At 43.8% G+C, this 17,293-nt stretch carries 20 protein-coding genes; 15 read left to right on the top strand and 5 right to left on the bottom strand.

The features are described 5' to 3' along the window. Genes lptB through AC5SLM_RS00655 form a run of 4 tightly spaced genes read right to left on the bottom strand, consistent with a single transcriptional unit; the run spans position 1 to position 2,363 of the window. Complete coding sequence (gene lptB, locus AC5SLM_RS00640) at positions 1–729, bottom strand: LPS export ABC transporter ATP-binding protein (RefSeq protein ID WP_495248987.1); 729 nt, start codon at positions 727–729, stop codon at positions 1–3. After that, positions 722–1,138, bottom strand: a complete 417-nt coding sequence (tsaE, locus tag AC5SLM_RS00645; protein WP_495248988.1) for a tRNA (adenosine(37)-N6)-threonylcarbamoyltransferase complex ATPase subunit type 1 TsaE — start codon at positions 1,136–1,138, stop codon at positions 722–724. Before tsaE ends, lptB begins: the two co-directional genes overlap by 8 nt. After that, positions 1,135–2,118, bottom strand: coding sequence for an anthranilate phosphoribosyltransferase (gene trpD / locus AC5SLM_RS00650; RefSeq protein WP_495248989.1), 984 nt, complete (start codon positions 2,116–2,118; stop codon positions 1,135–1,137). The genes tsaE and trpD overlap by 4 nt, the downstream gene beginning before the upstream one ends. Further along, the gene (locus AC5SLM_RS00655; protein WP_495249389.1) at positions 2,115–2,363 is read right to left on the bottom strand and encodes an RNA-binding S4 domain-containing protein; all 249 of its coding nucleotides are present in this window, start codon (positions 2,361–2,363) and stop codon (positions 2,115–2,117) included. The genes trpD and AC5SLM_RS00655 overlap by 4 nt, the downstream gene beginning before the upstream one ends. Positions 2,364–2,519: 156 nt before the next feature. On the opposite strand from AC5SLM_RS00655, the gene AC5SLM_RS00660 reads away from it, so the two are divergent. The 15 genes from AC5SLM_RS00660 to AC5SLM_RS00730 are packed head-to-tail and all read left to right on the top strand — an operon-like array spanning position 2,520 to position 16,512. Continuing rightward, positions 2,520–3,746 carry an argininosuccinate synthase gene (locus tag AC5SLM_RS00660; RefSeq protein ID WP_495248990.1) on the top strand — a complete coding sequence of 409 codons (1,227 nt, stop codon included), beginning with the start codon at positions 2,520–2,522 and terminating at the stop codon, positions 3,744–3,746. Beyond that, complete coding sequence (locus tag AC5SLM_RS00665; protein ID WP_495248991.1) at positions 3,746–4,132, top strand: rhodanese-like domain-containing protein; 387 nt, start codon at positions 3,746–3,748, stop codon at positions 4,130–4,132. Before AC5SLM_RS00660 ends, AC5SLM_RS00665 begins: the two co-directional genes overlap by 1 nt. Positions 4,133–4,147: 15 nt before the next feature. Beyond that, positions 4,148–4,594: a 50S ribosomal protein L9 gene (gene rplI / locus AC5SLM_RS00670; RefSeq protein WP_495248992.1), complete on the top strand. Its 447-nt coding sequence runs from the start codon at positions 4,148–4,150 to the stop codon at positions 4,592–4,594. A gap of 2 nt (positions 4,595–4,596) precedes the next feature. Then, complete coding sequence (hslV, locus tag AC5SLM_RS00675) at positions 4,597–5,142, top strand: ATP-dependent protease subunit HslV (RefSeq protein ID WP_495248993.1); 546 nt, start codon at positions 4,597–4,599, stop codon at positions 5,140–5,142. After that, positions 5,139–6,455 carry an ATP-dependent protease ATPase subunit HslU gene (hslU, locus tag AC5SLM_RS00680; protein ID WP_495248994.1) on the top strand — a complete coding sequence of 439 codons (1,317 nt, stop codon included), beginning with the start codon at positions 5,139–5,141 and terminating at the stop codon, positions 6,453–6,455. Before hslV ends, hslU begins: the two co-directional genes overlap by 4 nt. Next, positions 6,452–7,336 carry a GTPase Era gene (era, locus tag AC5SLM_RS00685; RefSeq protein ID WP_495248995.1) on the top strand — a complete coding sequence of 295 codons (885 nt, stop codon included), beginning with the start codon at positions 6,452–6,454 and terminating at the stop codon, positions 7,334–7,336. Before hslU ends, era begins: the two co-directional genes overlap by 4 nt. A 49-nt stretch (positions 7,337–7,385) precedes the next feature. Next, positions 7,386–8,912, top strand: coding sequence for a hypothetical protein (locus tag AC5SLM_RS00690; protein ID WP_495248996.1), 1,527 nt, complete (start codon positions 7,386–7,388; stop codon positions 8,910–8,912). Further along, entirely contained in the window at positions 8,912–9,550 is a 639-nt protein-coding gene (locus AC5SLM_RS00695; RefSeq protein WP_495248997.1) for a hypothetical protein, read from the top strand. The genes AC5SLM_RS00690 and AC5SLM_RS00695 overlap by 1 nt, the downstream gene beginning before the upstream one ends. After that, entirely contained in the window at positions 9,547–9,969 is a 423-nt protein-coding gene (locus tag AC5SLM_RS00700; protein ID WP_495248998.1) for a hypothetical protein, read from the top strand. Before AC5SLM_RS00695 ends, AC5SLM_RS00700 begins: the two co-directional genes overlap by 4 nt. After that, positions 9,947–11,431: a pilus (MSHA type) biogenesis protein MshL gene (mshL, locus tag AC5SLM_RS00705; RefSeq protein WP_495248999.1), complete on the top strand. Its 1,485-nt coding sequence runs from the start codon at positions 9,947–9,949 to the stop codon at positions 11,429–11,431. Before AC5SLM_RS00700 ends, mshL begins: the two co-directional genes overlap by 23 nt. After that, positions 11,424–12,239: an AAA family ATPase gene (locus AC5SLM_RS00710; protein WP_495249000.1), complete on the top strand. Its 816-nt coding sequence runs from the start codon at positions 11,424–11,426 to the stop codon at positions 12,237–12,239. Before mshL ends, AC5SLM_RS00710 begins: the two co-directional genes overlap by 8 nt. Beyond that, entirely contained in the window at positions 12,232–12,978 is a 747-nt protein-coding gene (locus AC5SLM_RS00715; RefSeq protein ID WP_495249001.1) for a tetratricopeptide repeat protein, read from the top strand. Before AC5SLM_RS00710 ends, AC5SLM_RS00715 begins: the two co-directional genes overlap by 8 nt. Further along, complete coding sequence (locus AC5SLM_RS00720; RefSeq protein ID WP_495249002.1) at positions 12,978–13,526, top strand: hypothetical protein; 549 nt, start codon at positions 12,978–12,980, stop codon at positions 13,524–13,526. The genes AC5SLM_RS00715 and AC5SLM_RS00720 overlap by 1 nt, the downstream gene beginning before the upstream one ends. Continuing rightward, complete coding sequence (locus tag AC5SLM_RS00725) at positions 13,526–15,274, top strand: GspE/PulE family protein (RefSeq protein WP_495249003.1); 1,749 nt, start codon at positions 13,526–13,528, stop codon at positions 15,272–15,274. Before AC5SLM_RS00720 ends, AC5SLM_RS00725 begins: the two co-directional genes overlap by 1 nt. Next, positions 15,271–16,512: a type II secretion system F family protein gene (locus AC5SLM_RS00730; RefSeq protein ID WP_495249004.1), complete on the top strand. Its 1,242-nt coding sequence runs from the start codon at positions 15,271–15,273 to the stop codon at positions 16,510–16,512. The genes AC5SLM_RS00725 and AC5SLM_RS00730 overlap by 4 nt, the downstream gene beginning before the upstream one ends. A gap of 17 nt (positions 16,513–16,529) precedes the next feature. On the opposite strand, the gene flgH is transcribed toward AC5SLM_RS00730, so the two are convergent. Next, positions 16,530–17,246 carry a flagellar basal body L-ring protein FlgH gene (gene flgH / locus AC5SLM_RS00735; protein WP_495249005.1) on the bottom strand — a complete coding sequence of 239 codons (717 nt, stop codon included), beginning with the start codon at positions 17,244–17,246 and terminating at the stop codon, positions 16,530–16,532. Between the last annotated feature and the right edge of the window lie 47 nt (positions 17,247–17,293).

Below are 17,293 nucleotides of genomic sequence, written 5' to 3' on the forward strand. Positions count from 1 at the left end.
TTAGTCTAAAAGCCTAAAAGATTCGCCAAGGTAATAAGTACGCACCAATTTATCGTGGGCCACTTCATTGCTCGTGCCACTGGCTAAAAGTGCGCCATCTTTAATCACATACGCACGGTCGCAAATGGCCAGAGTTTCACGGACATTATGGTCAGTAATCAGTACCCCAATGCCCAACTTCTTTAAGTCTTTGACAATCTCTTGAATATCACTCACCGCAATGGGGTCAACCCCCGCAAAAGGCTCATCCAACAGCAAAAACTTGGGCGTAATGGCAAGGGAACGGGCAATCTCGCACCGCCGCCGCTCGCCGCCGCTCAAACTCACGCCCTTGCGCCCACGAATAGGCTCGATGTTTAACAAATTTAGCAGCTCTTCCACCTTGGCTTCGCGGGCTTTTTCATCCTTATGGACAATCTCTACGGCCAACAAAATATTCTCTTCCACACTCAACTCTTTAAAAATGCTTGATTCTTGGGGCAAATAGCCAATGCCAAGTTTGGCTCGCTCATGCAGGGGCATGGAAGAAATGTTTTGATTGTCCAGATAAATCTGCCCGCCAGTTGCCGCAATGAGCCCGCAAATCATGTAAAATGTTGTGGTTTTTCCTGCGCCATTTGGCCCTAAAAGTCCCACTACTTCACCACTTTTGACTTCCAAAGAGATCTCATGGATGATAGGGGTTTTTTTGATGATTTTTGAAAGCTTGTCTACTTTTAATTTATGCATAAGTTACCTCATAATGGCGTTTATTCTCTTCAATCGTAATGTGCACACTCATAAAATCCAACCCAACCCCGCGCAACATGCGCACAAATTTTTCATCCGCCCATTCGATGACATGCACGCCAGGAAAGGTCAACTGCTCTAGCAATCCTTGGTGCAAAAACCCGTCCAAGCCCGATTGGTAGATATCATAATGAAAAAGCCTGTCTTCGTAATTTTGCAAAATAGAAAAGGTAGGAGAGGAAACGGGAGTCTTTACATGTAAGGCTTTGGCCAACGCTTTAACGAGCGTCGTTTTTCCCGAAGCAAGGGTGCCCTCCAAGAGCAAAATACCGCCCTTTTCTAGCTCTTTGGCTAAGACAGAAGCGACGGTATCGACTCCTTCAAGCTTACATGTAAAGGTCTGTTTCATAGGGAATTTGACACGTGCACAATCTGCGCAAGCTTCTCTTTAGCTCGTCCACTCTCGATGGCCATCTTCGCCATGGCAACGCCTTCTTTAAGGTCTCTCGCACTGCCTTCCACCCAAAGGGCAGCCGCGGTGTTGAGCAAGATGATTTCTTTCTTACCCCCCTGCTCTTCCCCTTCAAAAATCGCGCGCGTAATGGCCGCGTTTTGGAGGGCATCGCCCCCTTTGATGGCTTCAAAAGGGTAACGTTTTAACCCCAAAGTTTCAGGGTCAATTTCCAAAGACTCAATGCTCTCTCCAAGAACACGCACCCCATCACTCACGCCGCTAATACTAAGCTCATCCATCCCATCGCGTGAACTCACGACAAGCGAAGAAGGACTTTTGAGAAGGGAAAGGGCTTTGGCAATAGGCGTTAAAAAGCTCTGAGGATAAACGCCCAAAAGGTACTTGGTCGCGCCCGCTGGGTTGGTCAAGGGCCCTAGGATATTAAAAATCGTCCCATGGGGAATGCTTCGCCGAATAGGCATGATGTGGCGCATGGCGGGGTGGTGGTTGATGGCAAACATAAAGGTAAACCCGCACTCTTCAAGCATGGTTGCTTGGTGAATGTTATCAAGGTTTAGATTAACGCCAAGAGCTTCTAGCATGTCTGCACTGCCCGAATTACTCGTAATCGCGCGGTTTCCATGCTTGGCCACCACACAATCCAACGAAGCCAAGACAAGAGCTACGGTGCTAGAAATGTTAAAACTTCCGCTCTTGTCCCCTCCTGTACCCACCACGTCAATGACGCGATCGCGCAAGACTTTTTCCAGTGGAACTTTAATGGAATGTTCCCGCATCACACTTGCCGCTGCGGCAAGTTCTTCTTCGCTTTCACCGCGTTTGTGCATTTCAATGAGCACTAAGCGTGCTTCGTCTTCGTTAATGCGGTTTTGAAACAACAAATCAAACCAATGCCGCGCCTCTTGGTAATTCACCCTAGCTCCTTTACGTACGCATCTTGTTTGGATTTAGAGATGGTTTTCGTCTCAGGGATGGCTAACACCTCGTACGATACTGCTTTTTGCAAGTACGCAATGGTGATTTTATCCCCTACTTTGACGGCTTTGGCTGGCTTTGCCACCGCACCATTGATGCTAACCACGCCATTTTTGCACATGTCCTCAGACACCGCACGGCGTTTTGTGATGTTCACACAATTTAAAAATTTATCGATTCTCATGGGCGTATTGTAATGTAAAAACCTGAAAGTAGCAATAAAGGGAATGAAAAATGCTTGCACCCTCCTCCCTCTTTAGCACGCTCAGGGCTATTAATCAAATTTTCACCTAAAATGCGTTAGTATCGTGGGTTTATAATTTATTTTCAAGGACTGTCTATGAAACGTGAGGTAAAAAAAGTCGTTCTAGCCTACTCAGGGGGCTTAGACACAAGCATTATTTTAAAATGGCTTCAAGATGAATACCATTGCGAAGTGGTCACTTTTACCGCAGATATCGGCCAAGGTGAAGAGTTAGAGCCCGCACGCAAAAAAGCCATTGAACTTGGCATTAAACCCGAAAACATTTACATCGAAGACCTCAAAGAAGAGTTTGTACGCGACTATGTCTTTCCGATGTTTCGCGCCAACACCATTTACGAGGGCGAATATTTACTAGGCACTTCCATTGCCCGTCCCCTTATTGCTAAACGTCAAGCGGAAATTGCGGCCCTTACGGGTGCAGACGCGGTAAGCCACGGTGCTACAGGCAAAGGCAACGACCAAGTGCGTTTTGAAATGGGTTACCTTGGCATCAACTCCGACCTCATTATCATCGCCCCGTGGCGCGAATGGGACTTAAACTCCCGCGAAAAACTCTTGGGGTACGCCGCAAAACACGGCATCACTATCGAGAAAAAACCCAACAAATCGCCCTACTCCATGGACGCAAACTTGTTGCACATCTCCTACGAAGGTCTTGTGCTTGAAGACCCCAATGCCGAACCAGAAGAGGACATGTGGCGTTGGACCGCAAGCCCCGAAAACGCCCCAGACCAAGCCCAAACCATTGAAATTGGCTACGAAAAAGGCGACCCCGTCCTACTCAACGGCCAACGCCTCAGCCCTGCGTCCATGCTGCACGCCCTTAACGAACTAGGATGCAAACACGGCATCGGCCGCCTTGACATCGTTGAAAACCGCTTTGTGGGCATGAAAAGTCGTGGATGTTATGAAACGCCAGGGGGCACCATCATGCTTAAAGCCCACCGTGCTATCGAGAGCATCACCCTTGACCGCGAAGCAGCGCACCTTAAAGACGAACTTATGCCCCGCTACGCCAAGCTCATTTATAATGGTTTTTGGTTCTCTCCTGAGCGTTACATGCTCCAAGCGGCCATCGACAAGTCCCAAGAAGGGGTCAACGGCACCGTACGCCTTAAGCTTTACAAAGGCAATGTCATGGTTATCGGCAGAGATTCCACTACCGACAACCTCTTTAACGCCGATTTTTGCACCTTTGAGGAGGATGAAGTGTACAACCAAAAAGACGCCGAAGGGTTCATTAAGCTCAATGCTTTGCGCCTCATCATCGCAGGCAAAAACAAAAAACGCCAAGGAAAGTAATGGCCCAAACCACGCCTTGTGCAGAGGCTCTAGCCCAACACACCATCACCCCAGAAACCCTTGAAAAACTCTTACATGTAAGGGCTTTAGGAGAGTGTGATTTTTTGCTAGTGGACGTACGGGAAGCATTGGAGTTTTCGCAAGAGTGCATCGAAGGCACCGACCTTCTTTTGCCTTTTACCCGTGTCCATCTCTACCAAGAAGAGCTCGAATATCTCAAAACCACCCCCTTTGTGCTTTACTGCCATACAGGGGGACGAACCGACTACCTCATGCATGTCTTTGGACGCATGGGGTTTACCCAAAGGTGCCATTTACCTGAGGGTATCGACAGCTACAGAGGCAAGGTGGTCAAAAATGCCCCCCTTCCTAACCCACTTAAATAGACCAAAGGAGATATGATGAAAGTACTACTCATCAAAGACGTTAAAGCCCTAGGCAAGGCAGGTGAAATCAAAGAAGTCAAAGACGGCTATGGCCACAATTTTCTCATCGGAAAAGGGTTTGCCAAACTTGCCACGCCTGATGTTCTTCGCCAATACGAAGCCAAAAAACGCCGTGAGGCTGAAGAAGAAGCCGCGGAGCTTGAAAAACTCAAAGACTTAGAAGTCAAACTCAAAGACGTCACCCTTTCCATCAAGCGCCCCTTGGGTGCCAACGGAAGCTTGTTTGGCGCTATCACTAAAGACGAAATCGCTACCGAACTTGAAGCCCAACACGGTTTTGTGGTAGATAAAAAACACGTAGAGCTAGACAAACCCATTAAAGCAACGGGCAACTATGACATCTCTTTGAAACTGGGCCATGGCATTCACGCGCACTTTGCGCTCAATGTCATCGGAGAATAGCCGTGTTTGAAGCCACCACTATTTTGGCCTACAAAGGAAAGCAGTGTTCTGTCATTGGCGGTGATGGCCAAGTTACCTTTGGCAACACCGTCCTTAAAAGCAATGCCGTCAAAATCCGCCGCCTCCACGGAGGCAAGGTTTTGGCAGGTTTTGCAGGAAGCACCGCCGATGCGTTTAACCTTTTTGATATGTTTGAAAACTTTCTTGAACAACGCAAAGGCGACTTACTTAAAGCGGCTATTGATTTTTCAAAAGAGTGGCGCAAGGACAAGTATTTGCGCCGTCTTGAAGCCATGATGTTGGTACTTAACCGCGAACATTTGTTTATCCTAAGTGGCACAGGTGACGTGGTCGAACCAGAAGATGGCACCCTTGCCGCTATTGGCAGTGGAGGAAATTTTGCCCTCTCCGCTGCGCGCGCCTTACACGCCCACACTAGCCTTGATGAAGTCACTCTTGTTAAAGAGAGTCTCAAAATCGCCGGAGAGATGTGCATCTACACCAACACCAATATCCAAACTTTTATGCTTGAGGACACACCCGCATGACACCTAAAGAAACCGTCGCCTACCTTGACCAGTACATCATCGGCCAACATGAGGCCAAAAAAACCATTGCCATTGCCTTAAGAAATCGCCACCGACGCATGCAACTTGACAAAGAGATGCAAGAAGAAATCATGCCTAAAAATATCCTCATGATAGGCTCTACTGGCGTGGGAAAAACCGAGATTGCCAGACGCCTTGCCAAGATGATGGCCCTTCCGTTTGTGAAAGTGGAAGCGAGCAAATACACCGAAGTGGGATTTGTAGGGCGTGATGTGGAGTCCATGGTGCGGGATTTGGTATTGGCTTCGGTGAACCTTGTTAAAACCGAACACAAAGAGCGTAATGAAACGCGTATCCAAGAATACGTCGAGAACACCATTATTGAAAAACTCCTTCCCCCGCTCCCCAAAGGGGCTAGCAGTGAAAAACAGGCCGATTATGAGCGCAGTTTTGCCCGCATGAAAGAGCGTTTATTGCAAGGGGATTTGGACGAGCTCACCATTGAAGTAGAAGTCGCCCCCGCCCAAGGCGAAAGCCTTGACAATCTTCCCCCTGAAATGGTGAAAGTTCAGGAAAGTTTTGTGAAGATTTTAGGCATGGGAAGCAAACCTGTTAAAAAAGAGTTGAAAGTTAAAGAAGCCAAAGAAGCCCTAAAACACGACGCTGCCGAAAAACTTCTTGACCTTGATAGCATTAAAGCAGAAGCGCTTGAGCGGGCACAAAACAGTGGGATTATCTTCATTGATGAAATTGACAAAGTGGCTGTTCCTTCGGGCTCTAGTAGCCGACAAGACCCCAGTAAAGAAGGAGTACAGCGAGATTTATTGCCCATCGTGGAAGGCTCAACCGTGAGCACCAAGCACGGCTCCATCAAAACCGACCACATCTTATTCATCGCCGCGGGCGCCTTTCATGTCAGCAAGCCTTCTGACCTCATTCCTGAACTCCAAGGCCGCTTTCCTTTGCGGGTAGAGCTTGACAGTTTGGACGAGGAAGTGTTGTACCAGATTCTTACCAAACCCAAACACTCCCTTTTGCGCCAGTATGAGGCGCTGTTAAAAACCGAAGGGGTGACCTTGATGTTTGAAGAAGAGGCTATCCGCGCTCTTGCTAAAATCTCCCAAAAAGCAAACGAAAGAATGGAAGACATCGGCGCAAGACGCTTGCACACCATCATTGAAAAAGTCATTGAAGAAATTAGTTTTGAAGCCGATCTACACCAAGGCGAAACCTTACATGTAAGTGCCGAACTTGTGCATAAACGGCTTGATAGCATCATTGAAGACCAAGACACAGCAAGGTATATTTTATGAGCACAAAAACAGGATTTGTAGCCGTTGTAGGCAAACCCAACGCTGGAAAAAGCTCTCTTTTAAACTGGTTGATGGGTGAAAAACTGGCCATGGTTTCCCAAAAAGCCAACGCCACCAGAAAGCGCTCACTGCTTATTTCCATGCACCAAGAGCACCAGATTATTTTCATTGACACACCCGGCCTTCACGAAAAAGAGAAACTCCTCAACCAATTCATGCTTGAAGAGGCCCTAAAGGCCATTGGAGACTGTGATGTGATTTTATTCTTGGTTCCAGCAACCGATAGCATCAAATCCTATGAAGCCTTTTTAAAGCTCAACCCCAAAGCTCCCCACTTGCTTCTTTTGACAAAAACCGATCTCATGAGCCAAGATGATATTCTTCAAGCCATTGAAAAATATCAAGATTTTCAAGACCGTTTTATTTCATTGGTTCCTATTTCTATTAAAAAAGGAAGCGATAGGTCTTATCTTTTAGATGAAATTGTGAAGCATCTTCCTACGCATCCTTATCTTTATGATCCAGAAATACTCACCACTGACCCCATGCGCGAACTCTACCGCGAGTTCATCCGAGAGGCCATTTTTGAGAACATTAGCGATGAAATTCCTTACTGTAGTGACGTTTTAGTTGAAAAAGTGGAGGAATTGTATGATTTGGAAAAAATTTATGCTACAATCATCGTCGAAAAACAGAGCCAAAAGGGTATTATTATCGGAAAAGGCGGGGCTGCTTTGCAACGCATTGGAAAGCACGCTAGGATAATGATGGAAAAATTATGCCAAAAAAGAGTATTTTTAAAGCTTTTCGTAGTCGTCAAACCCGGATGGAGTCAAGACAAGCGAGCACTCAAGGAACTTGGGTATGAAATACGCGGTTGATCACAGTATCTTATCATGAATTTTTAGCAACTAAAGAGTAGGTTTGGACATGGCAACAACTTCTACAGATAAAAAAGGGTTTAGTACTATTGTATCCATTGATTTGGAATCCAAAAATGCATACCGGTTTGAACGCAACGAAATCAAACCGCACAACCTCGATAAATCTTCCAAAACCAACGAATTTTTTATCTCCTACATCTACGCCAAAGACATCATCTCATCCACCCTTGAGATGAGTCGCTCCATTCCTGATTCTGACTTACAAGATGCCGTGGAAATCAAAGCCTATGAAGAGCTAGGACTTGACACTGCCACTGAATACAAAATCACCTACTTTGAAACAGAGGTTAATGACACTAAAAATCGCCTTTTAAATGTATTTGCCATCAATGCCGAACTGGTGCGAGAACAATTTGGTGCCATTAAAGCCAAAACAAAATACATAGATTATGTTTCTACTGCCCCCTTTCTCGTGGGCGCCCTCTACCGCAAAAATATTCTTGAAAAAGAAGGGGTGCAGTGCTTTGTTTATCTCCAAAAAAACGATGCTTTTTTAACAATCTACCGAGGAGGTAGCTACCTTTACTCCAAATCCTTGCGCTACTCCCTAAAAGAAATCAGTGAAAAATTTTGCGAACTTTTGGGCGAACGCATTGATGAAGAAGATTTCTACCACATGCTTGCTGCAGAGGGAATGCGGCCTTCTAATATGGGTCATCAAAAATTCCTTATGCAACTTTTTGGCGAAATCTTTCTCTACATCAATGATGTGTTAATTTTTGCCAAACGCAGTTACGGTATCGAAGCCATTGATCATTTTTATTTTGGCACCGAAGTGGGCACAGTGGGCGGTATCGAAGAATACTCAAAAAGCTACATAGGCCTCGAATCTTACGACTTTAATTTCAATATTGCCATCAACTCCAAAGAGTGGTATGTTGACCAAATGCACATTTTGATGATTTTAACCTCGCAAGCTTATTTTGAATCTCAAGATGAATCAGAAAACTTTACCATCTTTAAAAGACCCCCTGCTTTTTCCAAGCGCCCAAGCGGAAAACTTGCGGGCATCCTAGCTGCCTCTTTGCTTCTCTCCTTTGCTTATCCGGCTTTTCAATACGCCTATGGGACGAAATTAGCGTACGATACCATGAATAAAAAAGAGGAATTCGCAACACTCAACCAAGAAGCTAATGCGCTTCGGGCGGTACTTGCAAAGCTTGCTGAGGAAAAAAAGGTGTTAGATGCAAAGTTCTCCCAACAAGACGAGCGATTGCAGTTTCGTAAAAAACTTCTCAACGAGATTCACGAAAAAAAGGTCAACTACCCCATGAAGGGAGTGATTCTTAGTGACCTTATTGAACTTATCAATAGTCGCGGCATTAGAGTTTCTAAAATCATAGAAGCCGAGGGGAAAATGACCTTTTCACTGCGTAGCCAAAGTGATAAAAAACTAACAGAACTCTTGAAAGATATCAGTGAGAAGGAAAAATATTCCGTTTCTACTGAAGAAATTATCAAAAAAGAAGATACTTTCTTTTATACTAGCGATGTCACTATAAAGGCACAATAATGGACGCACTTTTTGAGAGAATTGACACTTTTTTTGAATCTAAAAAAAGCAGTGAAGCAACTATTTTAATGCTTTTACTGGGTGTGCTTGTGGCTTTTTTGGTCTACACTTACGCCTTTCCACCCGCAGAAGCCTTTTTGAATAAAAACACGCGCGCTTTCAATCAAATCGCCACCAAAGTGAGCGAAGAGAAAAACTACCTTGCCTCCGTTACTGTTAATGGCAATAGGAATTATCATGTCGAGCGACTCAACCAAGAGATTGAACAAACAAAAATCAACCTAGAAAGAATCACTTACACCAACGGCTATGTCGATAGCAAACTCAAAGAACTCTCCTACCTTCTTTTTAATGACAAAAATTGGGCTAGTTTTTTAGATCAGATCTCTTTTTTGGCAAAACAATACAATGTAAAACTCCTAAAAATCAACAACGAATTTAAAGAACCTTCTTTGCAAAAGATTGAACAAGTGCTCACCATCTCCATTGACCTTAATGGAGATTTTGGCAACATTTTAAGATTTATCAATGCTATTGAGGAGAGTCAACTGGTTGTTGACATTTATGCAATGTCACTTGAAAGCGCACAAACACTTGATGGCTCACTAAAAATTGCTGTTTGGGGGATGAAATATTGAAACCATTACACCTGCTGCTAACCTCACTCCTTTTTCTTGCTACAACATTAAGTGCTAGAACACCCTCTTTGGCCGATGACACCAATGCGTATGAAACCTTATTTGAGACAATCAACCAAAAGCGCTTTGGACTCACGGAAGCAGCCATTAAAGCCACCAAAGATCCTTTCATCAAAATCTATTCTGACACAACGTCTAGTGAAGGAACAACACCTAAAAAAGAGACCTATCGCTTATATGCAATTTTTAATAACCGTGTAAAAATAAACACCCTATGGCTCGAACGCGGGGATGTTATAGGTGCCTATCGTCTTAGTGCCATTGGGGCCAAAGACGCCACTCTTGTAAGCGCAAATCATACTCTAAAATTAACGTTATCTGACAAAGGAAATAACAATGTTGCTGTCTCATTTAAATAGCAAGCTTCTAGCGGTCGCTGCACTTTTTATATCCCTTTCTTTTCCAAGTACCTCTTTTGGCGCTACCGAACAGTCTTGTGAGTTCAGAGTCTTTAACGTCAGGATTAATGAATCCGTTTCCATACGCGAAGTCATTAACCAACTCTCAAGTGTGTGCAGTTTTAGCACCATCGTCAGAGATCCTCAAGCCACCATCATTTTAGAGACAAGCCTTCAAGGCATCAACATTAAAGATTTAACCTTACATGAGATACTTGACCTCTTGCTTGAAGAAAATAACCTTACCTACGAATTTAAGCGCAACGTACTAAGAGTTTCCGCTCTTCAAACCAAAACATTCACCCTTGATTACATCACGTCTATTCGTCAAGGTGTTGCAACGCTCAATGCTTCTATCTCCGCCACCCCCACCGAAGAAGGAAGCACTCGCGACACAGCAAATGCTGCAGAAAATGAGATTCGTGTCACTGAAGAGTTTGATTTTTGGAACACCATAGATGCTGAAATTACCTCCATTTTAAACAGTGGTTCTGAAACCTACGCTGCGCAATCCCCCATTATCAATCACAAGGCCGGACTTATCACCATCACAGGCACAGCCCGACAAATTGAGCGCATCCAAGCCTACCTTGATGACCTCAAGCGCAGACTCCACCGTCAGGTTATGATTGACGTTTCTGTCATCTCAGTAGGCCTTAGTGAAGAACAAACCACGGGAATCGATTGGAGCAAATTTCAACTCAGCCTAAGCCATAATAGCAATAATGATTTAGACTACGTGGGAAGCAGTGTTTCAAATGCCTTTAACTCCAATAATTATGTAAAAAATATTAATGTTTTAAATAACATTTCTTTTTCGATGGAAGGACTCATTAATTTCCTAAAAAGCAATGGGGACACACGTGTCGTTTCAAGCCCAAAAGTTATCACCATGAACAACCAACAAGCACTTATTACTGTGGGGGACAACATCAACTACCGTGTTCCTGAAGACACAAGCGCTTCTGATGGGGACAACATTACCACGACATACAACAACTACTCAATCTTTATCGGCGTTCTTTTAAACCTTTTGCCTGAAATCTCCGATGAAAACAAAATCATGTTGCGCATCAACCCTTCAATCAGTAGTTTTAAATATTCCGATGATGACACAAAACAGACGGTTCCTCGCGAAGTAGCCCCTGACACAACAGAGAAAAAACTCTCCACTGTTGTCATGGTCAACAATGGAGATACCATCATTCTTGGGGGCTTAATCGAAAACACAAAAGGATTTGACCACACCAAAATTCCCCTCTTGGGAGACATACCAATCCTTGGAAGCGCGTTTAGAAGCACTAAAAATACCGTCACCTCCACTGAACTTGTTTTTGTTATTACCCCAAGAATCATCGGTGAAGAAATCTCCTACACCCAGACACTCAAAGACCTTGGATTTTCAAAGTCACTCTATGAATAACCGCTTTACCGAGATTAAGCAAATTTTTGTTGAGGGAAACGTATTTGACTACGTCAACCTCGACAAATCTACGCTTACCTATGAAAAACTTGTTCAATCCATCCTAAAACCACTAAAACTCATCTTGTTTTATGGAAAACCAGGTACTGGAAAAACGTTTTTATTGCGAAAAATTTACAATGATTTGCACAAAAAGCATCCCATCATTTTTTTTCCTCAACCTTTTTTTAATGAAGTCCAATTTCTCATGTCTTTGTATGAAGAAATCTTTAACGACGAAGCTCCGCAAATCAGCGGGTATGAACATTTTTTAAAGCTCTATAAAGAGCGTAGTAATGCCTCTTATGAAAAAGTGGCCGTAACGGTACTTTTAGATGAAGCGCAACTGTATCCTGATGAATTAATAGAAAAAATTCGACTTATGGCTGACACACGTTTATTTAAATTTTTATTTACAATTCATAAGACAGAAAAAGAAGATGTCTTGGCAAAAGAATATTTCACCACGCGGATTTGGGAAAGTATAGAATTGCCAAACTCGTCGGTGGCTGAGCTTCAGATTTACCTAGAAAAAAAATTTCTCTTTCACAATCGCTTTGAATACCTTGCCCTTTTTAAACCAAGTCAAATACGCTATATGTTTGAGTTAACAAAAGGCAATCTGCGCACGATTAATAAGCTTCTTTATAAAATTTTTGAAATCTATGAATACTATGAAGCCAACAAACCCACCCTTGCTAGAGGTAAATACGCCAACACGAAGTATATTCAAATGGCAGCCATCGATTCAGGACTCATCCGTGCTTAACGCCAATGACATCCAAAACCTTGAGAGCCGCTGGAGAAAATGGCAGATAAAACGCGTAGGGAAAAAAACTGGGCTCTTTGGTTTAGTCTGTCTTGTTCTCTTTGCTAGCGTGGGTCTTTATAACCATTTCAACCCCTCACTCGCACCAAAACAGACGGTTTCTCTTTTGGTGGATGAGAAGAAAGAGCCCCAAAGTGCCTCTTTTGGCGAAGGAAACGGTTCCTCTTTGGAAAAATCGCTCCCTCAACAGCCTTCTTTGGTTATTCAACCTCTTCCCCCACAAGAACAACGCAGGGACATTATCGCACCCCTTCCTCTTCCAACGCCTGAATATGTGCATCCTGAGCCAAAAGAAATCGAGCAAGCAAAGGTTGCGGCACCTAAAGTTGAGACCCTAGAGATTTCACCCTCTCGCATTGATATTGACTCTAAGATAGTCCAAAGGGACACTACGGCATATTTGAAGGAAAAATTTGACGCGACAAAAAATATTGTTTTTGCCCTTATGCTTTCAGAAGAGTATTTCCAACTCGAAGAATACAAGGATGCGCGCAAGTGGGCTTTGATTGCCAATGAAATTAACCCAAAAAACGAACGTAGCTGGATTCTTTTCGCCATGTCGCAAGCCAGACTCAACAACACCAACGAGGCCATACAAGCGCTTGAAGAGTTCCTAAAAGGCAACAGTTCAAGAAACGCTGAATCGCTTCTTGAGAAACTAAAGAAAGGAATATTTTAATGGGAAAGTCTCTGTTTGCCCTCTGTTTTTTAGCCAGCTCGCTTTTTGCGCTCTCCTTGGAGACAATTCGCACGTGGTACGCCCAAGGCGAGTATGAAAAAGTGTGTAGTCATGAAACAACAGCACTGTACGAAACCTACACAGACAACGAAGAATTTGTCAACATGTACGGCCATGCCTGTGTAGAAATAGACATGATAAGCCGTACGGTTAACCCCATTAACAAGCTAATTCGTAGCCCAGAAACACGGGCAAATGCTGCTTATTTTGCCACTGTGCTGTACCAAAAAAAGCTCTTGTACCATGCCTTTGTGGACAATGTTGACATCTCTTACGTGCGACTCCCACGAACGCCCCATATCCTTTCAGTTATCTTTGATAAATACGTTACGAACGATTTCATCAAAGAGGGCAATGTTTTTATTTTTGAAGAAAGCAATCAACTCTCTCACCATTTACATGTAAGGCTCACTAGCGATAATATTTACAAACTTATCGTGCAAACCTACAGTGGTGGCAAACTCATCAGAACAAGGGCATACTGGTAATGAGCGCTTCAACCCAAATGATGGTAAATTACCTCATTCGCAATCGCATCATCAATGAGGTTACGGCGAAAAAAATCGAACTACAAGCCGCTCAACATGAAAAAAATATTGGTGAAATACTTCTTGATGAGGGCTATTTTACTTCTGATGATTTGATGATGGTTTTGTCCGAGCTTTACAGAAATGGCTCTTTAGGAATAGAGGATTTAAACAGCGAATTTTCCATTGATACGGAAATCTTTTTAAGAAATTTTGCCAAAAGCCTTAATTTTGAATACATGGACCTTGATGCGGTGGATATCGACTACCGTATGGCCACCCGCGTGCCTTTGTCTCAACTGAAAAAGTACAAAGCGCTCCCCATTAAAGAAGATGAGATTAATGTCTACATCGCCCTAAAAGACCCCACTGATATCAATGCCCACGAGGGTGTTCAGCGTATTTATAACCGTAAGCTTGTTAAGATTGTCATCGCAGATCCCGCACAAGTAGACAAGTATCTTGTCAAAATGGAGCTGGGGGAGAGCATCAAGGGGCTAATTTCGGACATCCGAAAAGAACTCTCTTCAAGCGCAGCAGATAATCCCCAAGAGTCTTCGGGGATTTTAAAGCTCATTGAAATCATCCTCAAAACTGCCATTTTGGCCCGCGCCAGCGATATTCACATCGAACCAACAGAAAACAACTGCATTGTGCGTAGCCGGATTGATGGGATGCTTTCTGAGGCATTTATGTTTGATAAAGACATCTACCCTCCCCTTGCCTCGCGCATGAAGTTACTTTCCAACATGGATATCGCCGAGAAACGCAAGCCGCAAGATGGGAGGTTTTCCGCCACTGTTCTTGGCAAAGAGTACGATTTTCGTATCTCCGCCCTTCCTATCATGCACGGCGAATCCATTGTTCTTAGGATTCTTGATAAGTCAAAAGTGGTGATTAAGCTTGAAAATCTAGGGATGCACCCTAGAAACTTTGAGCGTTTTGCCAAAGCCATGAAATCTCCTTATGGGATTATCCTAGTGACTGGGCCCACAGGAAGTGGTAAAACCACCACCCTTTATGCCGCGCTTAATGCCATTAAAAGCATTGAAACAAAAATCATCACTGTCGAAGACCCTGTGGAGTACCAACTCAACCTCACCCAGCAAACCCAAGTAAATGAAAAAGCAAACCTCACCTTTGCCTCTGCCTTGCGCTCCATCCTGCGCCAAGACCCCGACATCATCATGATTGGGGAAATCAGGGATCAAGAAACCTTACGCATTGCCATACAAGCAGCGCTCACGGGCCACTTGGTTTTCTCCACCTTGCACACCAACGACGCCATTAGTGCCGTAACGCGAATTGTCGATATGGGGATTGAGCCTTATCTCATCAGTGGGGCCTTGGTTGCTATTGAAGCACAACGCCTTGTGCGCAAGCTCTGTCCACACTGTAAAACCAAGCTCAATCTTCCCAAAACGCTCCATGATCAAATCGAAGCATACCTGCCAGAAACGTACACTTTTTATAAAAACACGGGGTGCGAAAAATGCGCGCAAACAGGCTATTTGGGTAGGGAGATGCTTTCTGAAATTTTACCCATTAGTGAAGAAATTGCCAGCATGATTGCACAAGGAACCACGAAAGAGAAGATTCGCCAACAAGCCTATGCTGAAGGGTTTATTGACATGTATCAAGATGGAATTTTAAGAGCCTCACAAGGCATTACAACTATGGATGAAGTCCTAAGGGTGGCAAAATCATGAAATATTTTGAAGTAGAATACCTCTTCAAAGGCCAAAGAAACCGAAAAATCTTTAAGGCGCAAAACCGCAACGATGCGCTCACGGTAGCAAAGATTAAAAATCCTGGCATCATCATCAAAGTAATTGAAACCTCCCCTCCCGTGGAAGAACAATTCCAAGTCTACAAAGAGCGCATCCTAAACGCGCTGACCAAGCAAAGTATCCACACTCCAAATCTTATTGCCGCCATTAGGCAACTTAGCGTCATGACCAATGCTGGCATCTCCATCCATGACAGCATCAAAGAAGTGGCAAAAGCCACAGAAGACAAGCGCTTAAAAGCTATTTTCACGCAAGCGGATGATGATCTCAACTCTGGACTTAGCCTCACGGAATCCTTTGTCAACTTTAAACACCAACTCGGCGATGTATCGCTCGCTATGGTGGAACTTGGCGAAAGTACGGGAAATATGTCTGAATCTCTTTTTAAATTAGCCGAAATTTTAGATGAAATCTGGGAAAATCAACAAAAATTTAAAAAAGCTATTCGTTATCCCATCACTGTTCTTGTGGCTATTTGTATCGCATTTACCATTCTCATGGTCTATGTTGTACCTAAATTTAAAGATATTTTTGAAAAACTCAATGCAGAACTCCCTCTTCCAACAAAGATTTTACTTGGCATGGAACATGCTATTAATCAGTACGGATTTTATATCCTCGGTGCTATTTTGGGGTCTATCTTTTTTGGAAAATACATGTATGAAAACAACGAAGAGTTTAAAGCGGGGTTTGATAAATACATTCTCAAAGTTTACCTGATTGGCAATATTGTTTTTTACTCCACCATGAGCCGATTCAACCTTGTTTTTACTGAACTTATCCGCGCAGGCATTCCTATCGCCGATGCGCTAGATACTGCCCTTTTAACCATTGGCAATACCTACCTTAAAAAACAACTTGGCGGAGTAAAGATTTCTGTTCAACGTGGCGTCTCCCTTACCAAATCATTTCAAGAAACCACTTTGTACGAGGGAATGTTAGTACAAATGATTGGCGCAGGAGAGCAAAGTGGCAGCCTAGACAGCATGCTTGGAAAAGTCACCGATTATTTTAAATCTAAATTCAACAATATCATTGATAACATTGCAAGCTACATTGAGCCTATTCTTATTGGATTTATCGCAGGCATTGTTCTTTTGCTAGCCTTGGGAATTTTCATGCCCATGTGGGACATGGCACAAGCGGTGAAACACTAGTCCTTTGGGGCTAGTGTTTAAAATGGCCACACAGACTGGATTAGCTTTGAGCCCCACGGTTGGGTCGAAGCACGCTCAATATCCCCTTGGGTGGTATACATAATCTTAGCATCGGCAATAAATTTCGAATCGATTTGGTTGTATTGGGAAATATCGTAGGGGCGAATCACGCCACTAATTTGAACGATTTGCTTCTCTCCATTAAGCAAGAGTTCCCTGCTTCCCTCGATGAAATAATTTCCATTGTTCATTACTTTAATAATACGTGCGGAGATGGTGGTAGTAAAGCTTTCGTTGCGCGAGTTAGAACCGCTTCCTGTGAACGTATTGGAAGAGCCGGACTCAAACCCAATGTTGGTATATTTGTTAATACTGTTTGCAACACTTGCAAGGGATGAACCTGCCGCGTTGGCCGTGACAATACCGCCCCCTAGGTTGTCAGAATTTTGTTTGGAGACGTTTTTGCTTGCCTTGGAACTTTGGGTCAAGGACTCACTAATGACGACAGTGACGATATCATTAGTATTCATGGCTTTTCGGTCGGAAAATAGAGGGTTGTCGCCGCGCCCATACAAGCTCCCTGGATTTGATAGATTACTAACGGGTGCCCGAGGCGGGAGTTCTTCCACATAAGCAGGCGGGGTCATGTCAATGTGCGGATCTGCCATATGGTTTGCGCACCCCGTAAAAAGCAACGGCAACACTGCCAATGAAATTACGCCATATCGTTTCATACATCCTCCAAAAAGTTACATGTAAAAGGTTATTTATTTATCATAAT

The sequence above is a fragment of the Sulfurospirillum sp. HTRB-L1 genome, from assembly GCF_059415125.1.